Annotated in this window: 15 protein-coding genes and 1 tRNA gene; 7 read left to right on the forward strand and 9 right to left on the reverse strand. The window is 60.3% G+C overall.

The window, feature by feature from the left end:
- Positions 1-8: 8 nt before the first annotated feature.
- From NE851_RS09330 to NE851_RS09345, 4 genes are all read right to left on the reverse strand, one after another.
- Entirely contained in the window at positions 9-1067 is a 1059-nt protein-coding gene (locus tag NE851_RS09330) for a dipeptidase (RefSeq protein WP_254960011.1), read from the reverse strand.
- 242 nt (positions 1068-1309) lie between these two features.
- Positions 1310-2335: an ABC transporter permease gene (locus NE851_RS09335; RefSeq protein ID WP_028757415.1), complete on the reverse strand. Its 1026-nt coding sequence runs from the start codon at positions 2333-2335 to the stop codon at positions 1310-1312.
- A 34-nt stretch (positions 2336-2369) separates the two neighbouring features.
- The gene (locus NE851_RS09340) at positions 2370-3911 is read right to left on the reverse strand and encodes a sugar ABC transporter ATP-binding protein (RefSeq protein ID WP_028757414.1); all 1542 of its coding nucleotides are present in this window, start codon (positions 3909-3911) and stop codon (positions 2370-2372) included.
- 69 nt (positions 3912-3980) lie between these two features.
- Positions 3981-4910, reverse strand: a complete 930-nt coding sequence (locus NE851_RS09345) for a sugar ABC transporter substrate-binding protein (protein ID WP_127431130.1) — start codon at positions 4908-4910, stop codon at positions 3981-3983.
- A gap of 372 nt (positions 4911-5282) precedes the next feature.
- On the opposite strand from NE851_RS09345, the gene NE851_RS09350 reads away from it, so the two are divergent.
- A complete protein-coding gene (locus tag NE851_RS09350; protein ID WP_028757739.1) occupies positions 5283-5780 on the forward strand; it encodes a DUF1993 domain-containing protein in 498 nt (165 codons plus the stop codon).
- A gap of 122 nt (positions 5781-5902) precedes the next feature.
- Here the strand turns inward: NE851_RS09350 and NE851_RS09355 are convergent, their stop codons facing one another.
- Positions 5903-7450 carry an alkaline phosphatase family protein gene (locus tag NE851_RS09355; protein WP_097544583.1) on the reverse strand — a complete coding sequence of 516 codons (1548 nt, stop codon included), beginning with the start codon at positions 7448-7450 and terminating at the stop codon, positions 5903-5905.
- Entirely contained in the window at positions 7428-8411 is a 984-nt protein-coding gene (gene galE, locus NE851_RS09360; protein ID WP_028757679.1) for a UDP-glucose 4-epimerase GalE, read from the reverse strand. Before galE ends, NE851_RS09355 begins: the two co-directional genes overlap by 23 nt.
- Before the next feature lie 320 nt (positions 8412-8731).
- Here galE and NE851_RS09365 point away from each other — a divergent pair, with 320 nt between their 5' ends.
- Positions 8732-9376 (forward strand): ThuA domain-containing protein, encoded by a 645-nt coding sequence (locus tag NE851_RS09365; protein WP_063473850.1) that lies wholly within the window; start codon positions 8732-8734, stop codon positions 9374-9376.
- 161 nt (positions 9377-9537) lie between these two features.
- Positions 9538-10107 carry a GNAT family N-acetyltransferase gene (locus NE851_RS09370; protein WP_063473851.1) on the forward strand — a complete coding sequence of 190 codons (570 nt, stop codon included), beginning with the start codon at positions 9538-9540 and terminating at the stop codon, positions 10105-10107.
- 33 nt (positions 10108-10140) lie between these two features.
- On the opposite strand, the gene NE851_RS09375 is transcribed toward NE851_RS09370, so the two are convergent.
- Positions 10141-10395 carry a DUF2934 domain-containing protein gene (locus NE851_RS09375; protein WP_028757237.1) on the reverse strand — a complete coding sequence of 85 codons (255 nt, stop codon included), beginning with the start codon at positions 10393-10395 and terminating at the stop codon, positions 10141-10143.
- 200 nt (positions 10396-10595) lie between these two features.
- On the opposite strand from NE851_RS09375, the gene NE851_RS09380 reads away from it, so the two are divergent.
- The gene (locus NE851_RS09380; protein WP_254960017.1) at positions 10596-12032 is read left to right on the forward strand and encodes a DUF6880 family protein; all 1437 of its coding nucleotides are present in this window, start codon (positions 10596-10598) and stop codon (positions 12030-12032) included.
- Positions 12033-12068: 36 nt separating this feature from the next.
- Entirely contained in the window at positions 12069-12623 is a 555-nt protein-coding gene (locus NE851_RS09385; RefSeq protein ID WP_028758422.1) for a DsbA family protein, read from the forward strand.
- Positions 12624-12683: 60 nt separating this feature from the next.
- Here the strand turns inward: NE851_RS09385 and NE851_RS09390 are convergent, their stop codons facing one another.
- Positions 12684-14315 (reverse strand): ArnT family glycosyltransferase, encoded by a 1632-nt coding sequence (locus tag NE851_RS09390; protein ID WP_028757234.1) that lies wholly within the window; start codon positions 14313-14315, stop codon positions 12684-12686.
- Between the two features lie 302 nt (positions 14316-14617).
- A tRNA-Ser gene (locus NE851_RS09400) sits at positions 14618-14707 on the reverse strand.
- A gap of 305 nt (positions 14708-15012) precedes the next feature.
- On the opposite strand from NE851_RS09400, the gene rplU reads away from it, so the two are divergent.
- Positions 15013-15330 carry a 50S ribosomal protein L21 gene (gene rplU, locus NE851_RS09405; protein WP_003543907.1) on the forward strand — a complete coding sequence of 106 codons (318 nt, stop codon included), beginning with the start codon at positions 15013-15015 and terminating at the stop codon, positions 15328-15330.
- Between the two features lie 33 nt (positions 15331-15363).
- Positions 15364-15633 carry a 50S ribosomal protein L27 gene (gene rpmA, locus NE851_RS09410; RefSeq protein WP_003567620.1) on the forward strand — a complete coding sequence of 90 codons (270 nt, stop codon included), beginning with the start codon at positions 15364-15366 and terminating at the stop codon, positions 15631-15633.

A 15633-nucleotide genomic window follows, 5' to 3' on the forward strand; every position in this document is an offset into this window, starting at 1 on the left:
GGAAAGGCTTAGGCGCGGTCCTCCCGCCAAGCTTGGGCCAGAATGCGAAGCCAGTTTTCACGGGCAAGTTTTGCGAGGTCGGCATCAGCATAGCCAACCTCTTTGAGAGCGGCAATCAGCTTCTGATTGCCAGCCGCATCACCGATTTCCTCGGGAATGGTGGCCCCGTCGAAATCCGATCCGAGCGCCACGCATTCGATGCCGATGCGGTTCACGAGATAGTCGATATGGCGGATCATGTCGGCAAGCGGCGTATCGCTGTCCGAGCGGCCGTCGGCACGCAGCATGGCGGTCGCATAGTTGATGCCGACGAGCCCGCGGCTTTCGCGGATCGCATCGAGCTGCTTGTCCGTCAGGTTTCGTGCGACCGGCGTCAGCACATGGGCATTGGAGTGGCTGGCGACCAGCGGTTGGTCCGTCGTCTTCGCCACGTCCCAGAAACCCTTCTCGGTGATATGGGCCAGATCGATCAGGATCCCGAGGCGATTGCATTCCCTGACCAGTGCGAAGCCGGCATCGGTCAGGCCGGGGCCTGTGTCCGGCGACATCGGGAAGGCGAAGGGCACGCCGTGACCAAAGACATTGTGCCGGCTCCAGACCGGCCCGAGCGACCGCAGCCCCGCTGCGTAGAATACCTCGAGTGCCGAGAGATCGGCGCCGATCGCCTCGCAGCCCTCCATATGCATGACGGCGGCGAAAATGTCGTCCACCATGGCGCCGCGGATGTCTTTCACCGTCCGGCAGAGCCGCCAGGCGCCTGCCTGGTCGAGCCGCAACGCGATCGCCGCCATTTCATTGGCAATGGCAAGGGAAGGCAGCGGATCAAGGGGGGCGGCCATCGGCGTGATATAGCGACCGTTGGCATCCGGATCGGCGAAGACGAGATCGCCCGAGGGAATGTAGATGGCACAGAGACCGCCGGAAAGACCGCCCTCTCTGGCCCGACGCGCATCGATATGGCCGACCGTCGTGCCGTCCGCGAATTCTGCGATCGGATCGCTGCCGTCATTTGAATGTGTCCAGAGTCGAAGGAGAACGTCGTTGTGACCGTCAAATACGAATTGCATCTGTCTTCCTGCGCTGCCCTACTGCATAATTCCTTAAATCGGAATCGATTTAAGGACAAATTATGCAGCATTCAAAGTGCTACAGCCTCCGTAGCGCGTCTTTTCAGACGCGCGGCGCCGTAGAGGGCGAATGAAGCGGCAGAATAGAAAAGCTGACGGGATTCGCCACCCCTTTTTTTAAAATCCGTCATGGTGCGGAAAACAGAACGGGGGCCGAAGCCCCCGTAAAAAACCATGAGAGATCAGTGCTTGCGTCGTTTCTTCTGTCTGTAGACGTCGATGACGACAGCCGCGACGATGATGAGACCCTTGACGATCTCCTGGTAATAGGCGTCGATCCTGAGGAAGGTGAAGCCGGAGGTCATGACGCCGAGGATGATGGTGCCGATGACGGTGCCGGTGATGCGCCCGACGCCGCCGGTCAGCGAGGTGCCGCCGATGACGGTCGCGGCGATCGCGTCGAGTTCGTAGCCGACGCCCATGCTGGCCTGTGCGGTTTCAGCACGTGCCGCCGTGACGATCCCGGCGAGACCGGCAAGCAATCCGGCAATCACATAGACCTTGACGAGATGCGCCTCGATGTTGATGCCGGACACGCGTGCCGCCTGCGGGTTCGCGCCGATCGCATAGGTGAATTTTCCGTAGCGGGTATAGCGCAGCGCAATGTGAAAGATCAGCGCAACGACCAGGAAGACGACAACCGGCCAGGCTTTCGTTCCGATGAAATGAAACTGTTCGGTGATCCCGGAAACCGGCTGTCCCTTCGTATACCACTTGGCGACACCTCTGGCCGAAACGAACATGCCAAGCGTTGCAATGAACGGCGGGATCTTCGTATAGGCGATGAGTGCGCCGTTCGCCAGACCGGCTGCCGCTCCGATCAGCAGGCCGATTATGATCGGCACGAAAGCCGGCAGGTCGGTCAGCGACGGAAAGACGGCCCGTCCCCAGGTCGACGACTGGGCGAAGCTTGTTGCAATCATCGCCGTCATGCCGACGACAGAGCCCGACGAAAGGTCGATGCCGCCGGTGATGATGACCTGCGTGACGCCGACGGCGATGATGCCGATGACGGAGACCTGAAGGATCATGATCGTCAGGCGCTGCGAATTCATCAGGAAACTTTGGCCGATGAACATCCAGCCGAGCACCTCGTAGATGAGCGCGATGCCGACGAGCACGAGGAAAATGCTGAGCTCGGTCGGTATGCGCCGCCGCCTTTGCCGGGTTGCGAGCGGGGCTCCGCCCTCTGCTGCCTTGGTAGTCATGTCAAACCTCCCTTGGGCGATTGCCGGTGACGCATCACTGCGCAGCCAGTTCCATCACCTTGATCTGCGTTGCTTCGTCGCGATTGAGGAAACCGGTCACGCGTCCCTCATGCATGACCATGATGCGGTCGCTCATGCCGAGAACCTCAGGCATCTCGGACGAGATCATCACCACCGCCACGCCGTTGCGCGCCATCTCCACGACCAGCCGGTGGATTTCCGCCTTGGCGCCGACATCGATGCCGCGCGTCGGCTCGTCGAGGATAAGGATGCGCGGATTGGTGAGCAGCCAGCGTCCGATCAGCACCTTCTGCTGGTTGCCGCCCGAAAGATTTTCCACCCGCTCGTAAAGATTGGGCGTTTTCACGCGCAGTTTCTTTGCCATGTCTTCACAGGTTGCCTCGATAGCGCCCTGCTGCACGAAGCCGCGCTTGACGTATCTGTCCTGCAGAACGGCGATCTGCATATTCTCGAGAATATCGAGGATCAGCAGGCAGCCGGTATCTTTCCGGTCCTCGGTCAGGAACGCCATCTGGTGACGGATGGCCTCGGTCGGAGAAGAAATCGTCACCGGCTTGCCGTGGAGTTCGATCGAGCCGGAGCTTGCCGGCGTCACGCCAAACAGCGTTTCGGCAACATTCGATCGGCCGGAACCGACAAGGCCTGCCACGCCGAGGATCTCGCCGGCTCTGACATCGAAGGAAACGTCGTGGAAGACCCCCTTGAGACAGAGATCCTTGACGGAGAGCACGACCTCGCCGATCGGCACCTCTTCCTTGGGAAACATCTGGGTGATCTCGCGCCCGACCATCATGCGGATGATGTCGTCGCGGGTGACGTCGGTCGAGGCATGCGTGCCGATATATCGGCCGTCGCGGAAGACGGAGAACTCATCGGCGATCTCGAAAAGCTCGTTCATCTTGTGGGTGATGTAGACGATGCCGATGCCCTGGGCCCTGAGGTCGCGGATAATACGGAAAAGATGCTCGACCTCGCGCTCCGTCAGCGCCGAGGTCGGCTCGTCCATGATCAGCACGTCGGACTTATAGGAAACCGCCTTGGCGATCTCGACCATCTGCCGGTTGGCGACCGACAGGTGCCGGACCTCGATATCGGGATCAATCTCGATATTGAGCCGGGCAAACAGCTCCTCGGTCATGCGATGCATGAGGCCGTGATCGATGAAACCCAAGCGGTTTTTCGGTTCGCGACGAATCCAGATATTTTCCGCGACCGTCATGAACGGCATCAGGTTCAGTTCCTGATGGATCATGGCAATCCCGTTCTCCAGCGCATCGAGCGGAGATTTCAGCCGAATCTCGACCCCTTTCAGGCGGATATCGCCTTTGTCGGGGATATAAATGCCGGCGAGGATCTTCATCAGTGTCGATTTTCCGGCGCCGTTTTCGCCCATCAGCGCATGCACCGAGGCGCGCTTCAGCCGGAACTGCACGTCGTCGAGCGCGACGACACCCGGAAATTCCTTGCGAACGCCCTCGGCGCTCAAGAGATATTCCGCATTCGGAACTGCACCACTGGCGCGCACGGCGGCCATGGTTGTCGGGCTGACGGCCATATCATCTCCTCCGGATACGGACAGGCGGAAAGGATGCGGGCAAGGCCCGCATCCTGCTTGGCATTCGCCTCAGTTCTTGGTGACGAAGTCCTTGACGTTCTCAGGCGTGACGAGCTGGAAGGGAATATAGACCTTCTTGTCGACCTTTTCGCCCTTGGCAAGCTTCAGCGCCGCATCGAGCGAGCCCTTGCCCTGGCCGGCGGCATCCTGGAACACGGTGACGTCAAGATCACCCGCCTGCATGGCGGCAAGCGCGTCCTGGGTGGCGTCGACGCCACCGACGACGACCTTGGTCATATCCTTGCCGGCTGCCTTCAGCGCCTGGATGGCGCCGATCGCCATTTCGTCGTTGTTGGAGATGACGGCGTCGAATTCGATGCCGCTGGAGAGCCAGTTGGTCATCAGGTCGGCGCCCTGGGTGCGGTCCCAGTTGGCCGTCTGCTCTTCGACGATCTCCAGGCCCTTGCATTCATCCGTCTTGACGACGTCATGAATGTCCTGGGTGCGCATGCGCGCAGCCTGGTTGGAGAGCTCGCCCATGATCACCACGGCCTTGCCCTTGCCGCCGAGAATGCGGCAGATTTCCTTGGTTTCCAGCGTGCCGGATTCCTGCTCGTTGGAGGCGACGAAAGCCTGCTTCTCCGGCAGCGTGTCGACATTGACCGGCTGACGGTTGACGTAAACCAGCGGAATGCCGGCATCGGCCGCAAGCTTCGACATCGCCGTCGTCGCATCGGTATCGACAGGGTTGACGATGATCGCATCGACCTTGGAGGCGATGAAATTCTGGATCTGGCTCTGCTGCTTGGACACGTCGTTCTGTGCGTCTTCGACCTGCAGCGTCACGCCGCTGAGTGTCTTTGCATAATCGGTCATGCCGTTGCGCAGAACGGTCAGGAAATTATCGTCGAACTTCGCCATCGAGACGCCGACGGTTTCTGCGTGAGCCGCCGTCGACATGACGAGCGCCATCGCAGTGCCCAGGATAAACTTTTTCATTTCACTTCCTCCACAAAGCGGTGCCCGGCTGCACCCTCCTCACGCCGGAGCTCCAGGCATTTGCCCTGAAGCCGCAACTTCCCCGCGCCACCTCTCCCGCGGCGCTCTGCAAAACGGAACAAACAAACCGTCAAATCCGCCCTGCGGAATATTCATTCCATTTTCTGGGAACGGCGTCAAGCCTCTTTAGCGGCGACCGGATATGGATGAAGCGCAATGCCGTGGGCCTTCACGGCCAGCACCTGCATTTCCGCCGTTGTGAAAGACGAAGCGAGCATCCATCTATGCGAGGTCGAAGACAGGCCCAGAGCCGCAGGCATCTTTGATCTTTTGCCGCGGCCCAATCATTTGAAGATTTTGGAGACAGGACACATGTCCATTTCGATCTACCGCCTCACCGTTCCGATGTTCCAGCGCGGCATCGCCAGCCTGAAAACCTACCTCGACAAGGCCGAAGCCTATGCCAGGGAAAAGAATATCGATCCCGCCATATTGGTCGCCGCTCGACTTGCGCCCGACATGCTGCCGCTCTCCGGCCAATATCAGCGCGCCAGCGACACCGCCAAATTCGCGCTCGCCCGCCTGACCGCGACCGACGCCCCGAAGTTCGAAGACAACGAAACGACGCTCGATGCCCTGCGCGAGCGCCTGGCAAAAACCGAAGCCTATCTCGCCGGCTTCTCGGCCCAAGCGCTGGAAGGCACGGAAACCCGCCAGATCACCCTGCCGGGAAAGAGCGGTATCGTGCTGCCCGGTGACGAATATATCGCCACCTTCGCCCTGCCGAACTTCTATTTCCACGTTGCGACGGCTCACGCCATTCTGCGCAACCAGGGCGCCCCGATCGGCAAGCGCGATTATCTCGGCTGAACAAAGCAATTCCAGCAAAAATGTGCAGCGGTTTTGCCAGGCAAAGCGTGAAACGCTTGTGCCGGGAATTGCGTACAAAGAGAAAGAGAGCATTGCCGTCATTCGAAGAAGACGGCAATGCTCTACCAGGGTCGGTGCGTCACCGGCCCTCTTTCCGTCAGCTCGGTATAGGCAAGCGTCTGGTCGAGATGCCGTGCCCGCAGCGACAGAAGCTTCTCGGCATAATCGAGCCGTATCGCCGCATAGGCCGGATCCGCTGCGACATTGTCGAGTTCCATCGGATCGTTGAGAAGATCGAAGAGCAGCGGCGGCAATGCGGTAAAATGCACATATTTGAACCGTCCGTCGCGGATCACCGCCAGATTGCATTGGTTGGACCGGAGCCCGAAATGCCGCTCCGCCTCGCCATGCGCAATGTCGCGAAAATCGAATTCCCAGAATGCCGCGTCCCGCCAGCCCGGTCCGCTCCCACCCCTGACAAACGGCATGAGCGACTGGCCATCGAGCCCGTTCTTCGCGTCGATGCCGAGCCTTTGACAAAGGGTGGGAAAAATATCGGCAGCGCTGGTGAATTTGTCGACGACCCTACCCGCAGCACTGCTTGCGGGATCGCGAATGACAAGAGGAATATGATAGCTGCCGTCGAAGAAACCGCCCTTGCCGAGCATCCAGTGATCGCCCGCCATCTCGGCGTGGTCCGAGGTGAAGACAATAAGCGTGTCGTCCCAGGCGCCCGCATCCTTCAGGGCTTGCCAGATGCGGCCGAGTTGCGCATCGACCTCTGATATCATCCCGTAATAGATCGCCCGGATCGCGGCAAAATCCTCAGCGTTCCAGCCGCTGAGCGGCCCCGTTGCCCCGTAGATGAAGTTGCCCTTGCCAGAGCGTGGCATCTCGTAGGCGAGATAAGGATGACTATTCTGTTCGGCGTCGCGGTTTGCAGCGCGGGCAAAAGCCGGTCCCTCGTCGGGCTTGAACATCCGGTTGAACGGCTCCGGCACGGAAAATGGCGGATGCGGACGCAAGAAAGAGACATGTGCAAACCACGGCCTGTCCTGTTCGCCCACCCAGCGAATGAACTCGCCGGCCAGGAACGCCGTCTGGGTCTCGTCGCGCGAATAGGCCGGCGCCGCATTTGAAATTTCGCCTGCTTCGGCACCGACCGGAATATGGATGTCGCGGCTGACGGCATTCGCATGGCCGCGGGACCTGAGCCAGGAGAGCCACTGTTTTTCATGCTCGGGCAGAAGCTGGCGGGCCGTAAAGCCCGGCAGCACGCCTTCATAGGTCGTCAGATGCGGATCGCCGGCATCCATGCCGCGCGGATCGGGCGCGGTATCCGTGTAGCCGAACAGGGTCGGATCGTATCCGGCCCGCCGGGCGGCGAGCGCCAGATTGTCGAAGCGGGCATCGAGCGGCGAACCGTTGCGGCAGACGCGGTGGTTCATCTGATAAAGGCCGGTATAGAGTGTGGCCCGCGCCGGCGAGCAGGGTGCCGCCCCGGCATAGTGCCGCCGGAAGAGCGTGCCTTCCCGCGCCAGCGCATCGACACCAGGTGTCTTTACGCAAGCGTGACCGACGGCCGACAGGCTATCGCCACGCCACTGGTCGGCCGTGATCAGCAGGATGTTCGGCCGGCGCGCCTTCTCAATGCTGGTTGGATTTTGCATGCCAGGCCCAGGCGGAGCGGATGATCTCGGACAGATCATATTGCGGCACCCAGCCGAGCACGTCGCGCGCCTTGTCGTTATTGGCAACCAGCGTATGCGAATCGCCTTCACGACGGCCGATATATTCGACGGGGAAAGGCCGGTTCGACACTTCCTCGATCGCGCCGAGCAATTCCCTGACTGTCGTGCCGGTGCCGGTGCCGAGGTTGAGCGCGACGGAATCGCCGCCCTTCAGCAGATATTCGACGGCGCGCACATGCGCATCGGCAAGATCCAGCACATGGATATAGTCGCGCACGCAGGTGCCGTCGCGGGTCTCGTAGTCGCTGCCGAACACCTTGAAACCCTGGCGGCGGCCGAGGGCTGCGTCGATCGCCAGGGGTATCGCATGCGTTTCCGGCTGGTGCCATTCGCCGATCCGGCCCTCGAAGTCGGCGCCGGCCGCATTGAAATAGCGCAGCACCACCGAGCGCAGGCTCTTATATTGGTCGTAATCAGCAAGCGCCTGTTCGACGATATATTTCGTCCGCCCGTAGGGATTGATCGGCACCTGCCGGTGCGTCTCGTCGAGCGGCACGCTCTGCGGCAGACCGTAGGTGGCGCAGGTGGAGGAGAAGACGAAGGCGTTGATGCCGGCAGCCTGTGCCGCCGAAAGCAGCGTCAGCGTGCCGATCACATTGTTCTCGTAGAACGAAACCGGATCTTTCACCGATTCGCCAACCTCGATCAGCGCCGCGAAATGCAGGATCGCCGCCGGTTTGTGCTTTGCCAGCACCTCATCCAGCCGGGCGCGATCGCGAATATCGCCCTCTTCGGCCGGCCCCCATTTGACGAACTCGCGATGGCCGTTCGAAAAATTGTCGAAGACGACAGGCGTATAACCCTTGTTCGCCAAGTCGAGACACGTATGCGACCCGATATAGCCGGCGCCGCCGACAACAAGAACCGTTTCACCTGCCATGCACCACCCTATTCTTCGTGAGAGATGAGGGAAACCTAGACGAGATACACGTCAATAAAAAGAAAGAACTGCGATCGGCGTGAACAGACAATACGTCAATTGCCGATGCCACTTCAATCGATGCGCGATTCGTCGCCATGGCGGCCCTATCGATGACTTCAACTCCAACGCCGAACGACAATGACGCCGCCCGCCCCGCAATTTGGGCCGCATCGGCGATATTCGAAAATTATTCGCGTGATTTGCATAGCCGCCCGATCTAAGGGCCTTGTACCACCATGTGATGCAACGGTCTGCAACATCAGCCAGGGAGGGCACGAATGAGAAAGGCATTGGTCGTTTGGGGCGGCTGGCAGGGTCATGAGCCGGAGCAATGCGCTCATATCGTCGCCGACCTGCTGCGTGAAGACGATTTTACGGTCGAGGTGACCGGCGATCTCGGAATATTCGGATCACCGACGCTGGCGCAGGCCGATCTGCTGGTGCCCATCATTACCGGCGAAACGCTCGAAAAGCCTCATGCCGCGGCCCTGGTCGAAGCCGTGCGCGGCGGGCTGGGGCTCGCCGGCCATCACGGCGCCCTTGCCACGTCCTTCAAGGAAAGCGCGCCTTTCCGATATGTTTCCGGCGTCACCTGGGTGGCCCATCCCGGCAATATCATCGACTTCCGTGTCGCCGTCACCCGCCAGGACGATCCAGTGATGGAGGGCATTCCCGACTTCGACTACCGTTCCGAGCAATATTATCTCCACTATGATCCCACGGTCGAAATCCTTGCGACCACCACCTTCACCGGTGCCTACGATCCGGCGGCCCGCAATGTCGTGATGCCCGTCGTCTTCAAGCGCCATTTCGGTGCCGGCCGCATCTTCTATTCCGCCCTCGGCCATATCGCTGCCGAATTCGACCATCCCTATATGCCGCTCATCCTGCGGCGGGGTTTGAGCTGGGCCGCACGCCAGTAGCGTCAGGACGGGCCGCGCGCCGGAGAATGCCGACCGGCGGCGACAGCCGGGCGACGTCGGCCGCTGAAGAATGAGTATTTCAAGCTGGAGAGCAACCTCGCCTGATCGTCCGGCACGGGCGACCGCTTGCCGATCGTCCGTCTGCGTCATAATTTGCCCGGATGCAGGATCGCTTCTCTTTCTTCCCCGCCACCGCCGACCGCCTGGCTGATCTAGAAGAGGTGTTCGACGATTGCTCGGGCGGCCGGAATTGTCGCTGCGCCTACTGGTATCTTCCGAATGCCGACTACAAGGCAGGATGGGGCGAGGGAAATCGCAACTGGTTTCGAAGCCTCGTCGCCGGGCCGCGCCCGCCAGGCATTCTCGGCTACCACGAGAACGAGCCGGCCGGATGGTGCGGTATCGCGCCGCGCGCCGTATTCGACCGGCTGCGCCGCTCAAAGCCCTTCGCGCCGGTCGACGACAAGCCGGTTTGGTCGATCAATTGCTTCATCGTCCGCAAACCGTTCCGGCGGCAGGGCCTGTCGCGATTGTTATTGAAACACGCCGTCAAATTCGCAAACGCGAATGGCGCTGAATGCCTCGAAGCCTACCCCGTCGATCAGGCAGCCCGCGCTTCGAACGGAGCCGAGCTCTATCCGGGAGCGCTCTCGATGTTTCTGGATGCCGGCTTCGTCGAAGTGGCAAGACGCCTGCCGGCAAGGCCGATCGTCCGCCTGGAATGCCGCTGAATATTTCGGCAACCCAGGGATTATAAATACAGGCTAGCGAACCGCCTTGATCTGCCGGTCATTCTCGACGGCGGGAACCGTCTCGTCATAGACACGCATCAGCCGCCCCGCGGCCTTCAGCTTCTCGATAAGATCATTTCCATCAGGCGAGGCCTTCGTCAGCTCCAGCTGCTCGAACTCCCGTAGCGCCTGCGCCCAATGGCTTTCCCCGCGCCCATCCGGCCTGCCTTCCGATTCCCACAGCGAATAAGCGCGCTGGCTGACCCAGGCGTCCTTATTATGACTCATAATCAACCCCAGCGAGAAATTTGGAAGCAATATTCGACAGGCAACAAGGTGCCAAAACCGGCTTTAGGAGTCGTTACGAGGCAGCGTTAGTTTTTAGCTAATATCGAGGAGCAGGGGATTATCCCTCGCATGCATTCCCCGACCTTGGCCTCGTACCGGCTCCAGGGTAGGGTCAGCCGCAGAAACGACAGCGATGACCGATGGCAGCCAAGACAACACTCAATGCCAAGAATCTCGAATCCCTCGGTGTCCAGCGCCTTGCCGAGCTGCTGATCGAGATCAGCACGGGCAGCGCCGCCCACAAGCGACGGCTTCGAATGGAGCTTGCCGGCAATCACGGCAGCGCCGAAGTGGCGCGTGAGGTGCGAAAGCGGCTTGCCAGCATTACCCGCGCTCGCACCGTCATAAACTGGCACAAAGCGAAGGCGCTGAAGACCGATCTGGAAACTCAACGCAAGACGATCTCAGAGACGATTGCCGCCGATGATCCCCGGGAGGCTTTCGAACTGATATGGCAGTTCCTCGCAATGGCGGATTCGATCTTTGAAAGATCCAACGACCGCGGCGGCTCACTGATCCAAAGTTTTCACCGGGCTTGCGAGGATGCTGCTGCAATCGCCAGGCTCGTCAAAATTGACGTCAATGTTCTGGCCGATAAGGTGTTCAAAGCCGTGCAGGACAATGGTTACGGCCAGTACGACAACCTGCTTGCGGCGATGGTGCCGGCCCTCGGCAAGGATGGTATCGATCGGTTGAAAACCCTCTTCGTCCAATGGTCCAAGGAGCCGAAGGACAAGCCGGCGGAAGATGAGCGCAAGGTCATCGGCTGGGGCGCGGGAGGCCCGATTTACGAGGATGAGATCTACGGCACTCACCGGGATCTGACGGTGCGCATGGCCTTACAGCAAATTGCCGACGCCCAGGGCGATGTTGATGCCTACATTGGCCAGCACCCCGAGGAAACGCGCAAGGCGCCGATGATTGCGGCCGATATCGCCAATCGCCTGCTCTCGGCCGGGCGGGCGAAAGAAGCGCTTGAGACGTTGGATGAGGCCGACGCGAGAGGCTGGGCCAACATGCCATTCGAATGGCAGCTCGCTCGCGTCGCCGCGCTCGAGGCCCTGGGGCGCGCCGAAGAGGCCCAAACCTATCGATGGGGGCGCTTCGAGCAGGCGCTGGATGGCGAGCATCTCAGGGCTTTCCTCAAGCGGCTGCCGGATTTCGACGATCTCGACGCCGAGGAGAAGGCATTTGCCCATGCCCGGGCTTTCCCGAACGTCCATCAGGCGCTTGCCTTTTTCCTGAATTGGCCGGCGCCTGCCGAGGCGGCAAAACTGGTGGTGATCAGGAAAGCCGAACTCGACGGCGATCTCTATGAGCTGATGACGCCGGCGGCCGAAGCTCTGGCGGAGAAACATCCGCTCGCGGCGACCATTCTCTTGCGCTCCATGATCGATTTCGCCCTCGATAACAACAGGCCCAGCCGCTATAAACACGCCGCAAGGCATCTTTCGGACTGCGCGTCCCTTACGCCTCATATCGATGACTTTGGCAACACAAGATCCCATGACGTCTATGTCGCGGACCTCAAGCGCCGGCACGGCAAGAAGCATGGCTTCTGGAGCCTGGTGACCTAAGTCGCTTCAAATACCCTGCCTTCAGAGAGGAATCCCATGACGACCACCGCCTGGCACGCAGATCCGCTCACCTGGGGAACTGGCTCCCGCATCTTCGAAGCCTTTCTGGAGCCGACTTGCCCTTATTCGGTCAGGGCGTTCAACAAGCTCGACGAATTGCTGAGCCGAGCCGGCGAAGACAGGATCACCGTGAAGATCCGTCTGCAGTCGCAACCCTGGCATATGTATTCGGGCGTCCTTGTCCGCTGCATCATCGCAGCCTCAACGCTGGAAGGCGGCAAGCAGACAGCCAAGAAAGTGATGGCCGCCATTGCCGCCCATCGCGAGGATTTCGAGTTTGAACGCCATGCCGGCGGCCCGAACATGGACGTGACGCCGAACCAGACCATCGAGCGCCTGGAAACCTACAGCGGCGTCAGGCTGAAGGAGGCCTTCGCAATTCCGGATCTCGACCGGGAGATCAAATGGCATTGCAAATATGCCCGGCAGAACGGCATCCATGTCTCGCCGACCTTCATGATCGATGGGCTGGTGCAGCCCGATCTGAGCAGCGGCGATGAGGTCGGAGTCTGGGTGAAGAAAATACAATAAAACAGAGATCAAACGGCTCTGACATACAATGAGAGCGCCCGCAGCGACTGTTGTCGGCTCTCATGGACGAGTGATCCTGTAGACCAGCAAATCATCCGAATCCACAAGCTTGGTTGCGGTCTTGTCCAGATAGTCGATGACCCCGTCATGATGCTCGACGAACAGCAGGTCCTGTTTGTCGGTGGCGTTCTTGGCAACGCCGAACAGATCCGCGCCTTGCGCGCGCAACTCCTCCAGCTGCGCGATCGCAATGGCGTCATCGGCGACGAATTTCGACCATTCCTCATCGCCTCCGCCGGGCGGGAACACCCAGCCCCGCGCCCTGCTGTAGTAGATTGCGACGGGATCGCCGACCTCGGGCGCGATGGCGACGACGAGGTCGCCCGGTTGCGCCAGCCGCGCCAGTTCCTCGCCAAGCAGCTTGCCCTTCATGGCGATTGGCTTCTTCATCGTCCTGACGAGGGGAAGGGTCGACCAGGCAAGTGCGACCGCCACGATGCAGATCGAGCGAAGCACGACCGCCGGCGTTAGAACGGTTCTCGATGCAAGGGTTGCCAGAAGAAGCGCGCCGCGGCCTGAGAATATCGCGACCGGTACATGGAAGATGTGGAAGTTCCACACATTGCCGGTGATCTCGCCGGCCGCCGCCAGATAGACGATCACGGCCGCAGCCAGCCACACATAGGGAATGCGCGAAAGGGTGCGTCGCCTAGGGTCTTCGGCAGGTCTGGGCGGTATCCACAAGCCGACCGCAAACAGCACCATGAACGGATAGCCGTAGAACCACAAAGCCGAGGTGTTCCACGCGGATTGGAAATAGAACCTGTTTCTGAGGTATGTCCGGAAGCCATCCTCCCAGATATAGCCGCCGGTGCCGGCGACATGAAACGGCGGATAGCTGCGGCCGAGATAAATCGCCCAGCTGAAATAAGCGCCGATGACGGCCAGGCTCAGGAGCCCCGACAGGAAGACCCCACTCGCCTGCTTCCACTTCTTCTCCAGAATCCAGCAGACCATCAGATAGAAGATAATGGCACCGGCAGCGAGGCCTGGCGGCTTTGACAGTGCGCCGAGCGAGAAGCTGACCGTGGCGAACGGCAAGAGCCAACCGCTGCCGCCGGCCCAATATCTGACGAACAGCCAGACGCCGAGAGTGACCAAGGCCAGCATCGCGGGATCGGGAAGAAACGAGCTGTCGATCATGATCGACGCCGGCATCAGCGCGTAGGCAAGTGCTGCCGCGTGGGCGTGCATCTCGCCCCAGCAGCGCGCCGTCAGCCTGTGCAGCGAAAACACCGTCACCAGGCTGAAGAAGGCCGCAACCATGCGGCCGAACCAGTCGTGCCAGCCGAACAGTTGGTAGAGCAGGGCTGTGAGATAGCTGACGATCTGGAACTCGCGGCCCTGATAGCTTGGCCCGGGCCCGGTCCAGCTGACCTCCGGAAAGAAGATGTTCCAGCTGCGCTGCTGGAAATTGTCGGCCATCATTGCGGTGCTGACCTCGCGCCAGCTGAAGCCGTCGACCAGCGGCAAGGTGATCTTGTGGAACCTGAAGACGATCGCAATGAACAAGATCCCCAGCAAGATCGCCGTGTTGAAGCTCAGGAAGTTGCGAGCCGCCATGTCCCGGTCGGTCGCCCGCTGCGGGTATGGCTGACCTTCGGCCTGGTTCAAATCCGGGTCGTCCGGCATCGGATCGAGAGGAAGATTGGGCTGAGCGGGATCTCGCAGCCAGTGCGGTCGGCTGCGGAGCGGCTCGTAGGCTTCACCGAGCAGCGGCTTGGAAGGCTTGCGGGGCGGCTTTGTCATGCCGGCACTTCATCAGCAATGCCTTAAAAAGCAATTCGCCCAGATTGATTATTGACGCATCCGCACTGGAACTGCGACACCGCAGTCCGGCATCCGCTTGTCCGCCGAAAGAGCTACGGCGCCTTCCCGCTCTGATGTCTCGGTATTTCAGCGGTTTGCAGGAAAATTATGCGCTTGAAGCGTTATGGCGGAGAGGGTGGGATTTGAACCCACGATACCCTTGCAGGTATGCCGCATTTCGAGTGCGGTGCATTCGACCACTCTGCCACCTCTCCGCGGTCTGGTCGGCGCTTGTTCGGCGCGGGCGTTCTCATAACGAGCATATGACAGGTTGGCAAGCCGAAAAGTCGAAGCATTCCATCCTTTTGCCTTGACACTTTTTTGTCGCTCGCGTATCTCGGCTGCGCAATAGGTTTGGAGAAATCCGTGCCTTGCTTGTCCTGCGCTTGCGTGGGGCGTTTCACCGGCAGGAAGAGTTCGAGGTTTCCCTCTGAAATCCCTGCTTAACTTCGACTGATAAAAAGACGGCCACCTTGCTCAGCGAGCGAGGAGAGCTGGAACGAACATGAAAGGATAAAAAATGTTCGCAGTCATCAAGACCGGCGGTAAACAGTACCGTGTGGCAGCCAACGACGTGCTGACCATCGAAAAGCTGGAAGCCACCGCTGGCGATTCCATTGAATTCACCGAAGTGCTCGTGATCGGCGAAGGCGCCGACGCTGCGATCGGTGCGCCCTTCGTTACCGGCGCCTCTGTCAAGGCAGAAGTCGTCGAACAGAACCGCGGCAAGAAGGTCATCGCCTTCAAGAAGCGCCGCCGTCAGAATTCGAAGCGTTCGCGCGGCCATCGTCAGCATCACACGGTCGTCCGTATCACGGACATCGTGGCTGCCAAGTAAGATCAACGGGACAAGGTTTAAAGGAGAACTCCAATGGCACACAAAAAAGCTGGCGGTTCCTCACGCAACGGTCGCGATTCCGAATCCAAGCGCCTTGGCGTGAAGAAGTTCGGCGGCGAAGCCGTCATCGCAGGCAACATCCTCGTGCGTCAGCGCGGGACGCAGTGGCATCCGGGTTCCAACGTCGGCCTCGGCAAGGATCACACGATTTTTGCGCTTACCGCCGGCAATGTGAACTACCGAACGAAGGCCAACGGTCGCGTCTACGTGTCTGTCATGCCGAAAGCGGAAGCAGCGGAATAA

The sequence above is a fragment of the Rhizobium anhuiense bv. trifolii genome, assembly GCF_024346605.1.
In the GTDB taxonomy this organism is placed as follows: domain Bacteria; phylum Pseudomonadota; class Alphaproteobacteria; order Rhizobiales; family Rhizobiaceae; genus Rhizobium; species Rhizobium anhuiense.